At 35.0% G+C, this 17757-nt stretch carries 17 protein-coding genes and 1 CRISPR repeat array; of the genes, 2 read left to right on the top strand and 15 right to left on the bottom strand.

Translation table 11 applies throughout. From position 1 onward, the window contains the following. The first annotated feature begins 22 nt into the window (after nucleotides 1–22). Together allD and asnA are read left to right on the top strand one after the other, a co-directional pair. Nucleotides 23–1072, top strand: coding sequence for an ureidoglycolate dehydrogenase (gene allD, locus J3U57_RS02510; protein WP_267343886.1), 1050 nt, complete (start codon nucleotides 23–25; stop codon nucleotides 1070–1072). A gap of 316 nt (nucleotides 1073–1388) precedes the next feature. Beyond that, nucleotides 1389–1716: direct repeats of the CRISPR family, unit length 28 nt; unit sequence TTTCTAAACTGCCTATACGGCAGTGAAC. 758 nt (nucleotides 1717–2474) lie between these two features. Then, the gene (gene asnA / locus J3U57_RS02515) at nucleotides 2475–3467 is read left to right on the top strand and encodes an aspartate--ammonia ligase (protein WP_267343885.1); all 993 of its coding nucleotides are present in this window, start codon (nucleotides 2475–2477) and stop codon (nucleotides 3465–3467) included. 46 nt (nucleotides 3468–3513) lie between these two features. Here asnA and tenA read toward each other — a convergent pair whose 3' ends face one another. The 15 genes from tenA to nlpD all read right to left on the bottom strand — a co-directional run bounded on the left by tenA (nucleotide 3514) and on the right by nlpD (nucleotide 17420). Continuing rightward, a complete protein-coding gene (gene tenA / locus J3U57_RS02520) occupies nucleotides 3514–4176 on the bottom strand; it encodes a thiaminase II (protein ID WP_267343884.1) in 663 nt (220 codons plus the stop codon). Nucleotides 4177–4414: 238 nt separating this feature from the next. Next, complete coding sequence (locus J3U57_RS02525; RefSeq protein ID WP_267333006.1) at nucleotides 4415–4825, bottom strand: DUF1161 domain-containing protein; 411 nt, start codon at nucleotides 4823–4825, stop codon at nucleotides 4415–4417. A 152-nt stretch (nucleotides 4826–4977) separates the two neighbouring features. Continuing rightward, a complete protein-coding gene (locus J3U57_RS02530; protein WP_267343883.1) occupies nucleotides 4978–5202 on the bottom strand; it encodes a hypothetical protein in 225 nt (74 codons plus the stop codon). Nucleotides 5203–5676: 474 nt separating this feature from the next. Continuing rightward, a complete protein-coding gene (locus J3U57_RS02535; RefSeq protein ID WP_081297501.1) occupies nucleotides 5677–5940 on the bottom strand; it encodes a SemiSWEET family transporter in 264 nt (87 codons plus the stop codon). A gap of 816 nt (nucleotides 5941–6756) precedes the next feature. Next, the gene (locus J3U57_RS02540) at nucleotides 6757–8115 is read right to left on the bottom strand and encodes an FAD-binding oxidoreductase (RefSeq protein WP_267343882.1); all 1359 of its coding nucleotides are present in this window, start codon (nucleotides 8113–8115) and stop codon (nucleotides 6757–6759) included. Nucleotides 8116–8126: 11 nt separating this feature from the next. After that, a complete protein-coding gene (locus J3U57_RS02545; RefSeq protein WP_369126354.1) occupies nucleotides 8127–8798 on the bottom strand; it encodes a methionine ABC transporter permease in 672 nt (223 codons plus the stop codon). Then, nucleotides 8798–9817, bottom strand: a complete 1020-nt coding sequence (locus J3U57_RS02550; RefSeq protein WP_267333008.1) for a methionine ABC transporter ATP-binding protein — start codon at nucleotides 9815–9817, stop codon at nucleotides 8798–8800. Before J3U57_RS02550 ends, J3U57_RS02545 begins: the two co-directional genes overlap by 1 nt. A gap of 2 nt (nucleotides 9818–9819) precedes the next feature. Then, entirely contained in the window at nucleotides 9820–10638 is an 819-nt protein-coding gene (locus tag J3U57_RS02555; protein ID WP_267343881.1) for a MetQ/NlpA family ABC transporter substrate-binding protein, read from the bottom strand. After that, complete coding sequence (locus tag J3U57_RS02560) at nucleotides 10623–11798, bottom strand: pyridoxal phosphate-dependent aminotransferase (RefSeq protein ID WP_267343880.1); 1176 nt, start codon at nucleotides 11796–11798, stop codon at nucleotides 10623–10625. The genes J3U57_RS02555 and J3U57_RS02560 overlap by 16 nt, the downstream gene beginning before the upstream one ends. 259 nt (nucleotides 11799–12057) lie before the next feature. Next, complete coding sequence (locus J3U57_RS02565; protein ID WP_267343879.1) at nucleotides 12058–12507, bottom strand: pyridoxamine 5'-phosphate oxidase family protein; 450 nt, start codon at nucleotides 12505–12507, stop codon at nucleotides 12058–12060. A 1-nt stretch (nucleotide 12508) separates the two neighbouring features. Continuing rightward, nucleotides 12509–13105, bottom strand: a complete 597-nt coding sequence (locus tag J3U57_RS02570) for a UbiX family flavin prenyltransferase (RefSeq protein WP_267343878.1) — start codon at nucleotides 13103–13105, stop codon at nucleotides 12509–12511. A 267-nt stretch (nucleotides 13106–13372) separates the two neighbouring features. Then, nucleotides 13373–14581: an aldose 1-epimerase family protein gene (locus tag J3U57_RS02575; RefSeq protein WP_267333012.1), complete on the bottom strand. Its 1209-nt coding sequence runs from the start codon at nucleotides 14579–14581 to the stop codon at nucleotides 13373–13375. A 171-nt stretch (nucleotides 14582–14752) separates the two neighbouring features. After that, complete coding sequence (locus J3U57_RS02580) at nucleotides 14753–15331, bottom strand: thymidine kinase (protein WP_065633379.1); 579 nt, start codon at nucleotides 15329–15331, stop codon at nucleotides 14753–14755. A gap of 106 nt (nucleotides 15332–15437) precedes the next feature. Further along, nucleotides 15438–16190, bottom strand: coding sequence for a 2,3-diphosphoglycerate-dependent phosphoglycerate mutase (gpmA, locus tag J3U57_RS02585; RefSeq protein ID WP_267333013.1), 753 nt, complete (start codon nucleotides 16188–16190; stop codon nucleotides 15438–15440). Nucleotides 16191–16307: 117 nt separating this feature from the next. Next, nucleotides 16308–17420, bottom strand: coding sequence for a murein hydrolase activator NlpD (gene nlpD / locus J3U57_RS02590; RefSeq protein WP_267343877.1), 1113 nt, complete (start codon nucleotides 17418–17420; stop codon nucleotides 16308–16310). Nucleotides 17421–17757 lie beyond the last annotated feature (337 nt).

The raw sequence follows: 17757 nt of genomic DNA on the forward strand, positions 1-17757 counted from the left end.
CATATATTTAAGGGAGTTTACTATGCGAGTTGACAGAAAAACATTACACGATCTAATCGCGAATAAAATGCATAAAGCCGGTTTAAGTCAGGAACATGCAAGCATTGCTGCCGATGCGTTAGCTTTTGCTGATGCCCGAGGCATTCATTCACATGGTGCAGTAAGAGTAGAATATTATGCAGAACGTATTGCGAAAGGTGGCATGACCGTTAATCCTAACATCACTTATAAAGAAACAGGTCCAGCGAGCGCCATTCTCGATTTTGATAATGGCTGTGGTTTGGTTGCTGCCAAAGTTGGCATGGATAAAGCCATTGAAATGGCGAAGAAGAATGGTGTCGCGGTCGTCGGTATACGCCGTATGTCACACAGTGGATCACTGTGTTACTTTACCGAAATGGCAGCTGCACAAAATTTAGTTGCCATTTCAATGTGTCAATCAGATCCAATGGCTGTACCCTATGGTGGAGCCGAAGAATTTTTTGGTACCAATCCAATTGCATTTGCAGCCCCAACGGCCGATGAGCGAGTTGTATCATTTGATATGGCAACTACGGTGCAAGCTTGGGGTAAAGTACTTTATGCACGATCCAAAGGCGCTCCTATTCCGCCAACATGGGCCGTTGATGAGCACGGTGAACCAACCACCGATCCTCATAAAGTCAATGCTTTATTACCGATTGCTGACGCAAAAGGTTATGGTTTGATGATGATGGTTGATATCTTATCGGGGATATTACTAGGCTTGCCTTTTGGTAAAAATGTCTCGTCAATGTATGCAGACCTATCCAAAGGACGCGATCTTGGGCATTTACATATTGTCATTAACCCAGAATATTTTATCGGCCTTGAAATATTCAAACAAACTATGTCTTCGATGCTCGATCAATTAAAAAATGTCAAACCCGCTAAAGGCAATAGCCAAGTATTCTTTCCTGGTGAACGAGGCAAAAAACGTGAAGCAGACTACCTAAAAAATGGTATCGAAATTGTCGATGATATTTATAACTATTTAATTAGTGATGACATCCACTACAACCGGTATGATCATAAAAATAAATTTGCCGAGTAAACACGATTTTTTGACATAGGTAAGTAAAATCCTGTTCGCATACAAACATCATTGCTTATTCATGGTTGATACCGGCTTTACAGGTGTCAACCAAAACAAATATTAAAAGCTTAGTTCTATCGCTTTATAAACAAATTAAAGCCAACTATCAGCAGTAATGATTAACAGAAAACCTACTGGTATTAATTTACCAATCAATAGCAATATATCACGAATAAAATATAGATTGGCAAAATATCACAATTTCAAGACCAAACATGAATTCTGCCTATACGGCAGTGAACCCTAATTCCCCGAATTAAATATGTTCTAGATGTTTCTAAACTACCTATACGGCAGTGAACGAAGTTGTGGCACAAGCCTGGTTAATATTGGATTTCTAAACTACCTATACGGCAGTGAACATAAAAACATTGGCGTCAATTAGAGATAATCATTTCTAAACTGCCTATACGGCAGTGAACTCGTAAGGATCTCATTCCAGCACGGATGGTCTTTTCTAAACTGCCTATACGGCAGTGAACATAAGGACTTTAAAGCTGTGGTGATTATTCATTTTCTAAACTGCCTATACGGCAGTGAACTTGAACACGCCCATGCGCCTTGTAAATCGTTATTTCTAAACTGCCTATACGGCAGTGAACTAGAAGCTAAACCACTATAACTGTTGTTGGCAGAAAGGTAAATGATGTTTTGCTACTAAAAAACCCTTTTTTTTATGTGATTTGTAATATATTGATTTTATTATTTTTTATATTTGGTAAAAAAAAGGGTCGGTAAAAGGGGTTAGTCGTATACGCGTTAGCATTCAATTGTGAGTTTATAAACAGCTTTGTCGAAGTTTTTAGGCAAAAGATCCAACTTGATTCAGTCATGAGAATTGCTATTTAGCAATGCTGACAGGTTTGATTAGCTTGTAATCTACGATATAAAAAATGACTGATGGTATATAAAATAAGTTATACACGCCGAGCATTGATATTTAGCATTATTCAAGAAACAATTGTGCAATTGTCATCAGTTGATTATATAAAAAATAACAGGTATCAATCCCCTTGGAGGGATGATTTCAACGTTTATTATCCTGATAATATCATTAAATAATAATTAATTTGAAATAAAATATCCGTTTTTACAGATAGTTACCTTAAACTGATCAACATCCTAGTTTCATCGATTTGGTTGCTGACTTAAAAATGCAACCCACTAAATTGTTCAATTTTTGTCTTAATGTTCTTTTTAATCAGCAATTAACACAAAATAGATAACAATTATAATAATCAATAAAGTTGAGAGACAAACTCATCGCTATTTGTATCTATTTTTACCGTATTGAAACTTGCATATTTCTATTTTCTAGTTTAATTTACATACACAAATTGACAATAATTAGAGAGTAAACATGACGATATCATTCAAAGAACAACAACAACGAATAAGCTTTGTGAAACATTTTTTTGCTGATAAGTTAGCCGAAAATTTATCCCTGATTGAAGTGCAAGCACCATTATTAAGTCAAGTTGGTGATGGAATTCAAGATAATTTATCTGGTACCGAAAAAGCAGTTCAGGTTAAAGTTAAAACGATTGCTAATGCACAATTTGAAGTCGTTCACTCTTTAGCTAAATGGAAGCGTAAAGTATTAACTGATCACCATTTTGCTGAGGGTGAAGGTTTATATACTAATATGAAAGCGTTACGACCGGATGAAGATCAGCTTTCACCAATTCATTCCGTATTTGTCGATCAATGGGATTGGGAAAAAGTAATAAGTCCAAAAGATCGTACTCTTACTTACCTAAAGCAAACTGTTGAAAAGATCTATTCAGCGATTAAAGCAACAGAAAAAGCCGTATCAGAAAAATATCACCTTTCACGCTTTTTGCCGGAATCCATTACATTTATGGATAGTGAACAACTGTTAAAACGTTACCCTAACTTATCGCCAAAAGAGCGTGAAAATGCAATTACTAAAGAACTGGGGGCTGTATTTTTAATTGGTATAGGCGGCTATTTATCTAATAACGAAAAACACGATGCCCGTGCACCCGATTATGATGATTGGAGTAGTGATAATGAAATGGGTTCTAAAGGCTTGAATGGTGATATTTTAGTTTGGAATCCAGCATTAAATAGTGCATTTGAAATTTCATCAATGGGCATTCGTGTTGATCCTGAAGCATTGAAACGTCAACTTAAGATCACTCATGATGAATCTCGATTACAATTAGCTTGGCATCAAGCATTAGTCAATGGTGAGTTATTACAAACTATTGGTGGTGGTATTGGACAATCTCGATTAGTCATGTTGTTGTTACAACTAAAACATATTGGACAAGTACAAGCAAGTGTTTGGGATGAAAAAACCAAACAAAGTTACTCGAATTTGCTATAACCTTATTACATCATACTTTGCCATCATTGGTGAAGTATGATAATTATTAACAGCTTTTTTCTAATCCCATCTGCCAAAAACCAGCTTCAAGCTGGGTTGCCGTTTTAAAAATGGTTTTTAACTGTTCAAAACGTTCTGACTTGATGTTAGATAAATTATCATTAATCCAATTGATTTCATTTTGCACTGCTTTTTGAAATTCATCACCACAATACATGTCGATCCAACTTGTATAAGGATTATTTTCTGCATTATACCAAGACTGGGCTGTTATCCAATTTGCAATCATGCCATAACCAATCAAGCATGGCGCTAAAACAATATGTAAGTCAAGAATATCACCTTTTAAGCCTACATCTAAAACATAATCGGTGTAAGCTATGTTAGCTTTGGCTCCAACTAAATGGGTTAATTCTGATTCAGTGATATGCCATTGTTTACAATAACCAATATGTAAATCCAGTTCTACTTCAACAATAGCTTTAAGGCTATGTAATGCCTGCTTGATTTCTAAAAGATTACGGCTTTTATAAACGGCAAGTCCCCAAACCCGCGAAAAGTTAACCAAAAATAGATAATCTTGCTTTAAATAGTGTTGAAAACAAGACTTATCTAAGGTTCCTTTACCAAGTTGTTCGATAAACTCATGCTGTATATAACTATTCCAATCTGTCTGGCATGAATCAATAAGGGAATAAAATGAAAACATAAAATACTATCACTTAAATAATCAATTTATAAAGGCATAAAACTGATTTTACCTAATAAACACGTGTTTTACGCCTTTTGTCGACATTAAGCAAATCAGATTCAATGGGTATAATTTGAGCCCAAAGCATATTGGATTAATGAGCAGCGTCGAAAAATAAATTAAACAACTTAATTAACAAAAACTCGCTTTGGATATTGAATGTTTAATTCTAATCGACGCTTTATTATCAACATTACTAGTTAGTGGTTGATTCTGATGTTTGGTTAGGACTTGTTTGGTTTTCCGTTTTTTGTTGTTCACTAGAATCAACTGGCGCTGTCGTAGTTGGAGCTACTGTTTCTGCTTTTGGTTGCTCAGGTTGAGACTTTGTATCAACTGCTTTTTTATCTGTGCTTTTTGCAGCTTTGCTAGCAGAATCATAACGTACATAGACAATATTTTGTTGTCCACGATCACAAGACCCCACAATTTGCCCTTCAATTTGTTGTTGAGATTCATTTGATGAAACGAGTTTCAATTGAAATTGAGAGGCTTCAACACCATTATTTTTAATTTTTTCTGCGATATTAGCGCTGATCTCATCACAGTTGGATGCACTAGCTATCATTGGTAGACTAACGAATAAAACAAAGGCTAACTTTTTCATATTATTTCCTTTTTTATAAATGATATTTTATCGAATGCATTATAAAACTATTGGTTAATCTGTCTATAGTGTTTTTGATAAAGATAAAAAAATATTTTTATTAAAATAATAGGAACATTAGCCCGCCTAAAACGCAGTAAACTCACGCAATTTTAATGGTGTTTATCTTCTAATGATTTTAATTTATTGATGATCCATGATCGAATATTAGCTAGTTCTGTTTCGCTCAAGCTATTAACAAAATCTCGTTTTTCATGTAACGTTTTTCGATCATCTTCAGTTAAAATCACCCCATCTAAATTTAACAATACTTCTTTTCGATAAACTGAATAAATGAAGTCTTTTATTAACTCATCTGAAAGATTAATTTCTGTCATAATATTTCCTTCCTTTATCACGATTTTTACCCAGCAAAACGATCATCTTGCCAAGATTTGTGGTACGACTTTGCTAATACAACGTTTCTAATTAAACCACTAACATTTATCAAAAATTTTTTGAAGTTGAAATCCAGATAAAAAATCGAATTAATCGCTTTTACTATAATAGTATATAAACGACATGACAATGAACAAATTTTGCACAGTGATGAAACCATTAAAAGGGGATAACTAGCAAATTATTCACTGTACTATTTGATAAGTATTTAACAAACCTGTTGATAACTCCGTATTGTATTGATTTATTTAATCTTATTACTAAGGTTAAATATTAACCTGCTGCTGTATTAATTTCAAACTTTATTAAAATATGCATTCAACATAATCAACGACAGCACAATTAAGAAAAAAAAGGAGAGAAAACTACAGGAATTGAGATCGATTTCACTGTAGTTTAATCAATAATGCGATTTATAAAGCGGTGAAAAAAGCCATTAAGCCAAAAATGACACCCGGTGAATTGGCAATAGCAATTGGCCAATCTTTCTTTTCACGCAATAAACCATAGCAAACCCATAACGAACAGTTTATTGCTGCAGCCAATGGTTGAGTGGGATTAGATTTGTAACCATGAAGATTATCAATGATTTGTGGAATATAAGAAACATACATACCAAGTGAAGCGATAGTAGCAATTACGCCCAAATAATGAAACGCTTTAGGTGAAAGATTCAAGACCTACCTCCCTACTGAGTCGAAAAATAAGGGATTCAACTCTAGCATAGATCCCTTAAAAATTGTACTCATAAACTTGATCCCGAATGTTAATTATTGATAAAGGATTTAACAAGATTTTGCATTCATGACGCCCAGCATCACAAGTTAATACCTTCTAATAAAAAGAGTAATGTGTACTGCCGAGGTTGATTGTTTAATGTAGGCCAAATAACATATTAAAATTATCAATTTATAAAACAAGCGAAAGACTAAACTCAAAAATACTTCATTTAATCATGCAGATAAAAAATATACCGCAATGGGTAAAGGGAGGATTCAGAACCTAAAAATGATAACAGGCGCAACTCATCTAACTCAGATAAATCTGGCATAACCATTAATCGCATTTTTTAAATGGAATTTTAAAAACTATAACCGCCAACACGGCGTTAAAACAATTTAGATTTATTTGTTTGCAATCGTCCGTTTTTCTAAACCACCTACACGGCGTTAAACAAAATACAGAATGGCATAGAATTGTGGTCTATTTTCTAAACCACCTACACGGCGTTAAACTAGAAACCGATACACTATAACGCTTGTTAGGCAAAAGATAAATGTTTGTTTTAGGCTTAAAAACCCTTTTTTACATTAAAATTTAACCTATTGATTATAAACAAGTTTAAATTATAGTAAAAAAAAGGGTTTTGTTATGATGTTTATTGAGCGTGTAAAGTTACCCTATTTTTATGAGCAAACCTTTGCTTTAGGTAATAACAAAAAGCCTTTGATTATCATCAAAGACTTTTCAGTTAATTACAAATAAAAAAACATCTAAATTTGCAAAATATAAACTTGATTATTAAGAATATTTTTACGATCAAACTGCTGTTTAATTGCTTGCATTAATTGGCGATTATCTTCTGGTATGGCCTGCTTAAAATAGTTAACTTTAGCAGTACCAATTCCATGTTCAGCAGAAGGAAGCCCGCCTAATTGATGACATTTTAGATACAAAGCACAATGGACTTGTTCTAGTAAGCGTTGCCATTGCGCTTGCTCTCTACCATCGCGTAATAGACATAAATGGATATTGCCATCACCAGCATGTCCAAAAGCTAACATTCTTACACTGGTTTTCGCTTCTAATTGTTTGGTGTAATGAATAAAATCAGCAATTTTATTAATGGGTACAACAATATCAATAGGATCTTGCTCTGTCACCGCTTCAACAGCGCGAACTAGCGACCCGCGCACTGCCCAAATTTGACTAGCTTGTTCTACTGTTTCTGCAATAAAATGTTCACAATCAGTCAAATTAGCCAATAGTTGCTGACGCTGTTGTAATATAGTTTGATGATCAGCACCATCTAACATAACAATAAGATAGGCTTGTGCATTGGGTAATGGAAATTGAAAACCTGAATATCTTTCACCCCACTGCGCAACCTGACGTTCTACAAACTCCAGTGCTGTGGGTGTTAACGTTTGTAATATAGTTGTGATATTTGCTATAGCTAAATCAATACTTTTAAAACCAATAATTAAGGTTTCGAAAGCTTTTGGTTTAGCAATTAACTTTAAAGTGCATTGCGTAATAATACCCAGTGTCCCTTCACTGCCAATAAAGAGATGTTTTAACGAAAGCCCAGTATTATCTTTAACATTTTTACTGCCAAAATTTAAAACGCTGCCATCAGCCATAACCACTTCTATTGCTTGCACATAATCACGGGTCACGCCATATTTAACCGCACGCATGCCACCAGCATTAGTACTTATATTGCCGCCAATAGTGGCATTTTTTGCACCAGGATCGGGCGGATAAAACAGGTCTTGCTTTTCAACCCATTGTTGTAAATCCTGTAATAAAATGCCTGGCTGGACAGTAATTGTGAATGTCTCTTTATCCAGTTCAACAATATTGTTCATTAAAGATAAATCAATAATAATGCCACCATTAGGAATGGTTGAACCCACCAAATTCGTACCCGCACCACGCGTTGTAATATTGATCCCTTTTGAATAGGCATATTGAACTATTTGTGAAACTTCCGCTGTTGTTACTGGATAAACCAGTAGTTCGGCTTGTCCATATTTCAATTGCAGTCCATCACTTAAGTGAGATTTTGGAATATTGTTTTGATAAATGATTCGGTTAGGATCTTTAATAATAGTTGTAATTGTATTCATGTTAATACCGATTATTTATAGCTGCGATCAAAGTGATTAGCTAATTTATCCCCTAAAAATTGAATTAACATCACAATAAAAATCAGAATGATAATACATAAAATCAGGATTTCTGTGACATAACGTTGATAGCCGTAACGAATGGCTAAATCACCTATTCCACCACCGCCAACCACACCGGCCATTGAGCTAAAGCTAATGAGCGAAATTGTCGTTACCGTTGCATGGCGAATTAATTGTGCCATAGCTTCAGGAAATAGTATTCCAATAATTATGCGAATATGTGATGCTCCGCTCGCTACTGCCGCCTCAATCACACCTTTATCTATTTGGCTAAACGCATTTTCAGCTAACCTTGCATAAAAAGCGATAGCCGCTAACGACAAAGGAAAGATAACCGCTTTTGGTCCAACAGTCGTGCCAACAAATAAAGCACCTAAAGGTAACACCGTCACCATTAAAATCAAAAAAGGAATTGAACGAGTCGCATTAATGATAAAGTTAGCAATACTATTCATTACTCTGTTTTTGAAAAAAAACGGATTAGACATCAAAAACAGCAACAGCCCGATTATTGTGCCAAATAAAATACCAGCAAGCAGTGACCAACTGACCATAATAAAAGTCTCGTAAGCGGCTTGCCATAACATTTGTGCCATTTCAGCAAGGGTGAGTTTTATCATTAATTTATTTCCTCAATAATCACACCTTGATTGTGTAACTTTGCAATAAGATTTAAGATATCATCCGGATCACCAATTAACTCTATCACTAAATTGCCTAGCGCTTGCTCGTTAAAATACTCGATAAAACCATGCAAAATATTGAAAGCGACGCCTGTTTCAAGCGCTGATTGATATAAAATAGGTTGCGTAGTATTTTCATTAATATAGCGTAGTCTAACCAGTTTGCCTTTAGCATTTTGTCTAATTCGATCGGGAAGATGGGTATTTTCATCAATATTAAGAAAGTTTTGGGTAAAGCGTTGTTTTGGACAAGCAAATAAATTAAATGTGTTATTCATCTCAACAATTTCACCTTGCGACATTACCGCAACCCGATGACAAATCTTTTTTACCACATCAATTTCATGGGTAATAAGAACTATAGTTAAACCAAATTTTTCATTGAGTTGTTTGAGTAAATCCAAAATAGCGCTGGTTGTGGTTGGATCTAATGCACTGGTCGCTTCATCACATAGCAATATTTTCGCTTCATTCGCTAAGGCCCTTGCAATACCGACTCGCTGCTTTTGCCCACCACTAAGCTCGGCAGGATAAGCATAAGCTTTATCGCTCAACCCTACCAATGTCAGAAGCTCTTTCACTCGGTTTTTTACTGCATCACCCTTTTTGCCAGCAGCCTTAAGAACAAAGGCAATATTTTCATAAACGGTTTTTGAACAAGCAAGGTTAAAATTTTGGAAAATCATACCTACCTGAAAACGAAAGGCCTGTAAATGGCGGCCTTTCAAAGTGCTAATATCAACACCATCGATAATAACTTGCCCTGACGACGGTATGGCGAGTCGATTAAGTGTTCTTACCAATGTACTCTTACCTGCACCGCTTGAGCCAATAATGCCAAAAATTTCGCCTTGATTGACATCAAATGAAACATTTTTGACAGCTTCAACTATTTGGCCTTTTGCCTCAAAGCGCACCGATACATTTTTTACTTGGATTAAAGGTGTATGTTGCATAATTAAAATAATTGATAGTCAGGTTTTTGGAAAGTATAAAAAATACCATTTTTATCTTCGATCACTTGCGCAAATTCAGGTGATTTAAGTACATCAATAATGTCTTTACCTAAAGTATCTTTAGATGAACTTCGAATGGCAATAACATTTTTTAGATCTTTATCTAATACTTCGGTATAAAGTGCTTTAGACAAATCTAAACCGGCACCAATAGCATAGTTACCATTGACAACCGACAATACCGCACTATCTAACGATCTAGGTGTTTGCGGTGCTTCAATTGGAACAATATTTAAACCATAAGGATTTTCAATAATGTTATTAGGAGTAAGATTATTTTTATCCACAGTTGGATCAAGTTTAATAAGACCTGCGGCTTGCAAGATTCTTAATGCTCGTGCTTCATTAGTGACATCATTGGCAATAGTGACTTGATCACCTTTTTTTAATTGAGAAAAATCAGTAATTTTATTAGAAAAAATACCCGCACCAGCGGTAGGCACAAAGCCAATTGCGATAATATCTAAATTGCGTGCCTGTTTAAAATTATTCAAATAAGTGAGATGCTGAAATAAATTAGCATCAATTTCTTTATTCGCTAACGCCAAATTAGGTTGTACATAATCACTAAACTCCCGAATTTCAACACTATAACCTTTCTTTTCTAGCCCTGGTGCAATCGCTTGTTTAAACATATCACCATAAGGTCCGGCAGCAACACCGACAACAATATGATTCTCTTTTTTAGTATCATCACAACCGGTCAGCAAAGTGAATGTTGATAAAATAACAAAACTTAATGCAATTAATTTTTTAAACATAATAATTTTTCCTTAAATTTGGATAATCTTTGTAAAGCTGCAATCAGCGTTTGTTCTTGTTTAGCAAAATGAAAACGAATATATCGATACTCAGGATGTTTGAAAAATGCCGATCCCGGTACAGCCGCTACGCCTACTTCTTTAATTAACCATTCACAAAATTCAAAATCAGTTTTAAATGGGTTAAAGGTCGAAATATCAACCAAGACATAATAGGCGCCTTGAGGTTCATAATAAGATAGACCTATTTTATCTAACCCTTGCAAAAACAGTTGACGTTTTTCAGTATAGATTTGAGTTAATTGTTGATAATAATCATCACCCAATGATAAGCCAGCACAAGCGGCTTTTTGTAATGGTGCAGCGGCGCCAACAGTTAAAAAGTCATGGATCATTTTACAGCCATCAATGATAGTTTTATCTGCAATAATATAACCTAGGCGCCAACCTGTAATCGAATACGTTTTTGATAATGAACTACAACTAATAGTGCGCTCTTTCATGCCGGGAAAATTGGCTAAATAAAGGTGCTTGTGCGGGGCATAAACCATATGTTCATACACTTCATCAGTAATAACATAAGCATCAAATTCGATGGCTAATTCACTGATATAGTCAAGTTCTGCTTTGGTAAAAACTTTACCGCATGGATTACTCGGATTACATAAGATTAAGGCTTTCGCACCTTGTTCAAACGCTTGCCTAAGCTGCTTTTTATCAAACTCAAATGTTGGTGGAATGAGTGGTACATATATTGGCGTTGCATCAGATAAAATCGCATCAGCACCATAATTTTCATAAAAAGGCGAAAAGATGATAACTTTGTCTTTAGGATTACAAATTGTCATAACCGCACACATCATTGCTTCTGTACTTCCACAGGTTACAAGGACGTTTTCATCGGGGTTTATATCAATGTTCATCAATTTTTGCTGCTTTTTAGCCAGTAACTGTCTAAATTCTTTTGAACCCCAAGTAATTTCATATTGGTGAGGACCTTGCTCAGCAGCCTGTTTAAGAGCTTGTATCAATTCTTTTGGTGGATCAAAATCAGGAAATCCTTGTGATAAATTGATAGCTTGATATTCATTTGCAATTCGGGTCATCCGGCGGATAACTGAATCAGAAAAGTGGTCGAGTCGATCGGCTAATTTACGCATTTATGTTAGTGATGAAAAAAATTAAGGTGTGCAAGTATAATACAAAATAGTATTTTTCTCGTTAAATAATATATTTATATATATTTATAATTTTTTTTTATAACAAGGTTAATTTTTAATGATTGCCAATCAGTTTACTTGAAAGCTGTGAATTTGAGCTATTGGATAAGAATAGTGATTCAATAACTCAATTTGAACGAATTGAATGGACATAAAAACGGCTAAAATTGAAAATTTGAACCACCTGACGGTAAAAAGATTAGTTTCTTGTCCAAATATCTTTATGCGCAAAACCAAGTAAATTATTGGTCATTTTAATGTACTGTAATTCCAGTGACCAAATCGGCGCTTTCATTAATTTAGCGAATGGAAAAGCTTGATAATACAGTGAATAAGCATGCATAGCTTGTTGATCACTTAGCTGTTTTGCTATTGCAACAAACTGTATACCTTGAATTTGAGCAACAGTTTTGGGCGCGATACTAATTGTACCTGCTACCTGTGGCTGATTGAGCATTGCATTAGCATGCTGAGTTTTTAGCTCAGTGAGAAAATATAAATTCATCAAATCTTGATCAAATACATAAAAGGTATTACATGCCCAAGGTTGATTATTCGATAAAATCACACATAACGAAAGCACATGTTGTTTTTTGATAAATTCAATGATTTTATGATTAGGTTGCCTACAAAATTTGTTGCTCGTCATGTCATTCAATTATTTTACTGTTAAGTTGCATATCCTCACCCCAGCGAGGTAAACAAGGCATATCAATATCAAACAAGTCTAAGGCTCTTGCAACGCTATGCGTTATCATATCATCAATGGTATCAATATGTTGATAAAAAGCAGGAACCGGTGGAAATATTATGCCGCCCATTTGAGTGACGGCTTGCATATTGTTAATGTGACCTAAATGCAGTGGTGTTTCTCTGACCATTAAAACTAAACGGCGACGCTCTTTAAGTACCACATCAGCGGCTCGAGTAAGCAAATTATCAGATAAACTAGTCGCAATAGCAGATAGAGAGCGCATTGAACAGGGAGCAACTAACATACCAATAGTTTTATAAGATCCACTGGCTATCGCAGCACCAATATTATTAATGGAATAAACCTTATCTGCTAATGCTTGAATCTGTTTTATACTCATATTGGGGACTTCGTAGCGACAAGTTATTTGTGCAGCTTTAGAAATAACAAGATGCGTTTCGATATCTAACGGTTTTAACAGTTCTAACGCTTTAATACCATAAGCAATTCCTGTTGCGCCACTAATACCAATTATTATTCGTCGGTTTGCCATTTCTATCCTTATCGTTTAGTAAAATTACACTTAAATAGTGAAATACTATTTTAGTATTAGCAACGTAAAATCATCGTTTAAGTGTTGAGTCATATATATAAACATAATTTTACCGACTATACCTACCAATTAAAAGCGAATCAAGTATCAACCAGCAATACATCTTTAAACTACTTTTATTTAGATAATAATTTTAGAGATGAATAACATGAAAAAATAGATAGATGAGATAGCTACCAACTGCGCGTTGGTAGCAAAATTGGTTAGTTATTCTTTGGCCATAGGTTGAGTAACAACTTGGGTTTGTTGCGCACCCTGAATTGCGTTGATTTGCTCTTCATATTTGCTTACAGCATCTTTACCCGATAATAAACTATACGTTAAAGTAAACTCTGTACTTTGACCAGGTGCCAATTGACGAACGCGTTTTTGTTCTCGCTCTATGGTCACTGGATAGGCAAAACTGGTACCAGGCTCAAGACCCGTCACATAACCTTGCTTAAGGGTGTCGGTATTTTTCCATAACGAAAGTACCGGTAACTGTTTGGTATTAAAAGCGATACCTGCTGCTTTATCGCCTGCTTTATTGGTGACCATCACTTGTGTGTGATTATTTGCATCCGCAAATGGATAAACGTTAAAGACCATTTCATCAAAATCTTTAGTTGGACCTAAATAAGTTTGCCACGTCGCTAATCCTTCTTTCGCATAATCGTTAAAAGGTGAAATTTCTTTAACTGGCGCAACAAATCTAGCGCCTTCTTCAAGAATTGGCGTACCAAAATTGCTATGATAGATGATTTGATAATCGCGGGTATAATCACTCTTATTGGTTACAACATCGTGTATGGTAAAGTCATTACTTCCTGGCACATAGCTAAGTGATGCCCACGTTTCTAAATGACTTTTTTTGAATGTGTTTTCTTTTATTAAACCTTTAATGTTAATAGTATAGGGTGCTTTATCTTCGATTGTGACAATTAATTTTGATACAGGCGTATTTTGTGCTCGCCCATGAAGCGTATACATCATGCCATCGGCTTGAACGGCATGTCCAGTCCATTCAAAACCACAACGAACCATCATTTCGTTAAAGCCATCTAACCAACCGATGCCGCCGCGACTTTCTAAATTGATATATTTGGGGTTAACAACTTCATTAACAGGCGAATCCCAGCCTAAACGAACCCCCTCCCCTTCTACCGATAAAATACCTAAGCCACGAGTAGGAATTAATTTAATAGTCAAAACATCACTTGTTATTGTTAGTAATTCAGTTCCTTCTTGTTTACCGCCTTTAAGCACCGTGTTTTGAATAGTAAATTTTTCATTTTTTACACCCAAATCTTTGCTTGAAATCGACCAGTTACCTTCTGCAATATCTTTTTCGTTATCGATTAAGACAAACTCTTTTGCACTGGCATTACAGCTAAGCAGACCAAGTAATAGAGCAGATGAAACAATTTTAATTTTCATAGTGATTCCTTATAATGAATAAAACGAAACTGAATCGGTTCAGTTAATATGACACAAAATTGAAGGAATCAATAAAACAATATCGTAAAAATGAGAAGTCATTCACACTTTTTTCAAATCAAATAACGTTAGACAAATTAAGTGATGTCCATAAAGTAACACTGTCTAAAATTAACTTTTTGGTCTAACTTGACCTGCTTTCCAATGTTTACGACAAACTGAGTGGAACTCACTATCACCAAGATGAATTGAATTACCAAATTTAACAATTTTACCATCTTGTCCTTCTAGCAAATTCATTGTTGCTTTTTTACCACACCAACAAACTGTTTTTAATTCGCGAAAATTATCGGCAATTTCAAGTAAGGTTTTTGAACCTTCAAATAAATGGCCCATATAATCGGTTTTTAAGCCAAAAAACATCATAGGAACACCATATTCATCACACACATCCGATAGTTTCCATATAGTACTTTTAGATAAAAACTGGCTTTCATCAATCAATATACAGGCATAATTATTTTTTTTGATAAGTGCAATGATCTCATCAACGCTATTATCGTCAAGCAATAATGCTTTTTTACGCAACCCTAATCGCGATACAATTTCTACCGCGGAATCACGTGTATCAACGGACGACTTAAGCAATAAAGTCTGCATATTGTTACTTAAATAATTATGATCTATTTGTAATAGTTCGGTTGATTTTCCCGCATTCATTACGGCATAAATGTAATATATTTTCGACAAAATAAGACTCTCAAGAAGTAAAGTGAAATAGATAAAAAAGAGATTGTTAAGATAATAAAAAAGGTAAGTGCTATACCTACCTTTTTAAGCATAAATTAAATATTAATTATTTTGCTTTACCTTGGTTTGCTACCGCTGCTTGTTTTGCAGCAATTTCATCAGCATTACCTAAATAATAGTGTTTAATCACTTTCATGTTGTCATCAAATTCATACACTAAAGGCACACCTGTTGGGATGTTTAGTTCAATGATGTCATCATCACTGATGTTATCAAGGTGTTTGACTAATGCTCGTAAAGAGTTACCGTGTGCTGCAATAATCACACGCTCACCTTTAGCAACACGTGGCGCAATAGTTGATTCCCAATAAGGAAGCACACGTTTAATCGTTAATGCAAGGCTTTCTGTTAATGGTAATTCTGATTCAGGTAATTTGCTGTAACGTGAATCATGTCCAGGAAAACGTTCATCTGATTTTTCAAGTGCTGGAGGCGTAATTGCAAAACCACGACGCCACAATTTAACTTGTTCATCACCATATTTAGCCGCTGTTTCTGCTTTATTTAAACCTTGTAATGCACCATAGTGACGTTCATTAAGCTTCCAGTTTTTTTCAACCGGTAACCATGCTTGATCAACTGCATCTAAAACATGCCATAAAGTATGGATTGCACGTTTTAAAACAGAAGTATAAGCAAAATCAAAAGTAAACCCTTCTTTCTTTAAAAGTTGTCCAGCTTCAGCTGCTTCTTTTTTACCTTTTTCAGATAAATCAACATCTGTCCAACCACAAAAACGGTTTTCTTGATTCCAAACACTTTCTCCGTGTCGAATAAGCACTAATTTTTTTACTGCCATGAGTATAACTCCTTTGTTTCGTAGAATAAAACGGTTAAATTTGTATTCATAATAATGCACGGAAAACACCGTGCATTATGCGTTTTATGTATCAATAAAGCTTACATAAAACTTCAATTATTTTGATAAGTATTTCAATGGATCAACAGATTGTGCTTTATAACGGATTTCAAAATGCAGTCTTACCGATGAAGTCCCTGTTGCGCCCATTGTGGCAATTTGTTCGCCTGCCCTCACTGCTTGTTGCTCTTTTACTAAAATTGATTGGTTATGTGCATAGGCAGTTAAATAATCATCATTGTGTTTAATGATGATTAAATTACCATAACCGGGTAAAGCATTACCTGAGTAAACAACACGACCGTCAGCAGCAGCTACAACTTTGTCACCCAATGAACCTGCAATATCAATACCTTTGCTTGCATTTGAGAATTTTTCAATAATCTTACCTTTTGCCGGCCATTGCCACGCAATATTCGCCACATTTGATACCGGCGAGGATGTTACAGGTGTATTAGCTGAACTATTCGCACTGATGCTAGGGCTAGATGTATTATTGAGTGGCTCAGTCACCGTTTCAGTTTTTTGAGTAGTTTTAGGGGGTTGATTATTACCAGATGTGGTAGTAGTCGTAGTAGTGGTTGTTGTCATTACCGGTTTAGTTTTGGCTTGTGCTGCTGCGGTAGTCTTATCATCATCCATGTAAACCATAGAAGGAGAAGAAGTATGATTAGATGTTGTCTTTTGTGTTTGCGTTACAACTGTTGTGCCGCCACTTACATCGAGTACTTGTCCAACATTGACACCATAAGGCTCTTTAATATTATTTTTAGCCGCTAAAGATCGAAAATCATTTCCCGTTACCCATGCAATATAAAATAGTGTATCACCGCGTTTAACTGTATAGGTATCGCCTTTGTAACCACCTTTAGGAATTTCGTCATAATTACGGTTATAAACGGTTCGTTCATTAGTCGTTAACACATTATTATGAACACTGGTTGTCGTTGTAGTAACAGGTCTTGATGAAGGCGTCGAATAAGTTGTTGGTGAACTCACCGGCGTTGACATTCTGCCACCGGTTGAAATATTAGCTGGTGGTTTTTTATAACCCTGTGTCACACCATTACTCGATGATGAATCAGAAATATCTTCAATTTCAGCAGGATTTGACTGTGTACAGGCCACAATCAATAAACTTAAACAACTTAATGTAAGAATCTTTTTCAAAGCAACACCCTTCATTCATATATTTTTATGTGCATATTTTATCGCTTTTATTGTAAAAAGCTATTATATAGATTATTTTTTATGCTGGTCGAATATAATAACCAAAGCAGTTTATATTGTTAGATTTAATTTCTGCTTTATTGCTATTAATTTAGCACAAAAATACCATTTGTTGATCAACAATATCGTTGATTGCTCTACAGATGATTAATATCTTACCAACATTGAATTAATCGATTATTCGATCCCAAATAGGATTTATTTTGAAAGTGGTGAGTATATACAATAAAATGCTAGTTCGTATAGTATATTTATCGTATTTTTCAACCAAAATTGA

This window comes from Gilliamella sp. B3464 (assembly GCF_026536145.1).
GTDB lineage: Bacteria > Pseudomonadota > Gammaproteobacteria > Enterobacterales > Orbaceae > Gilliamella.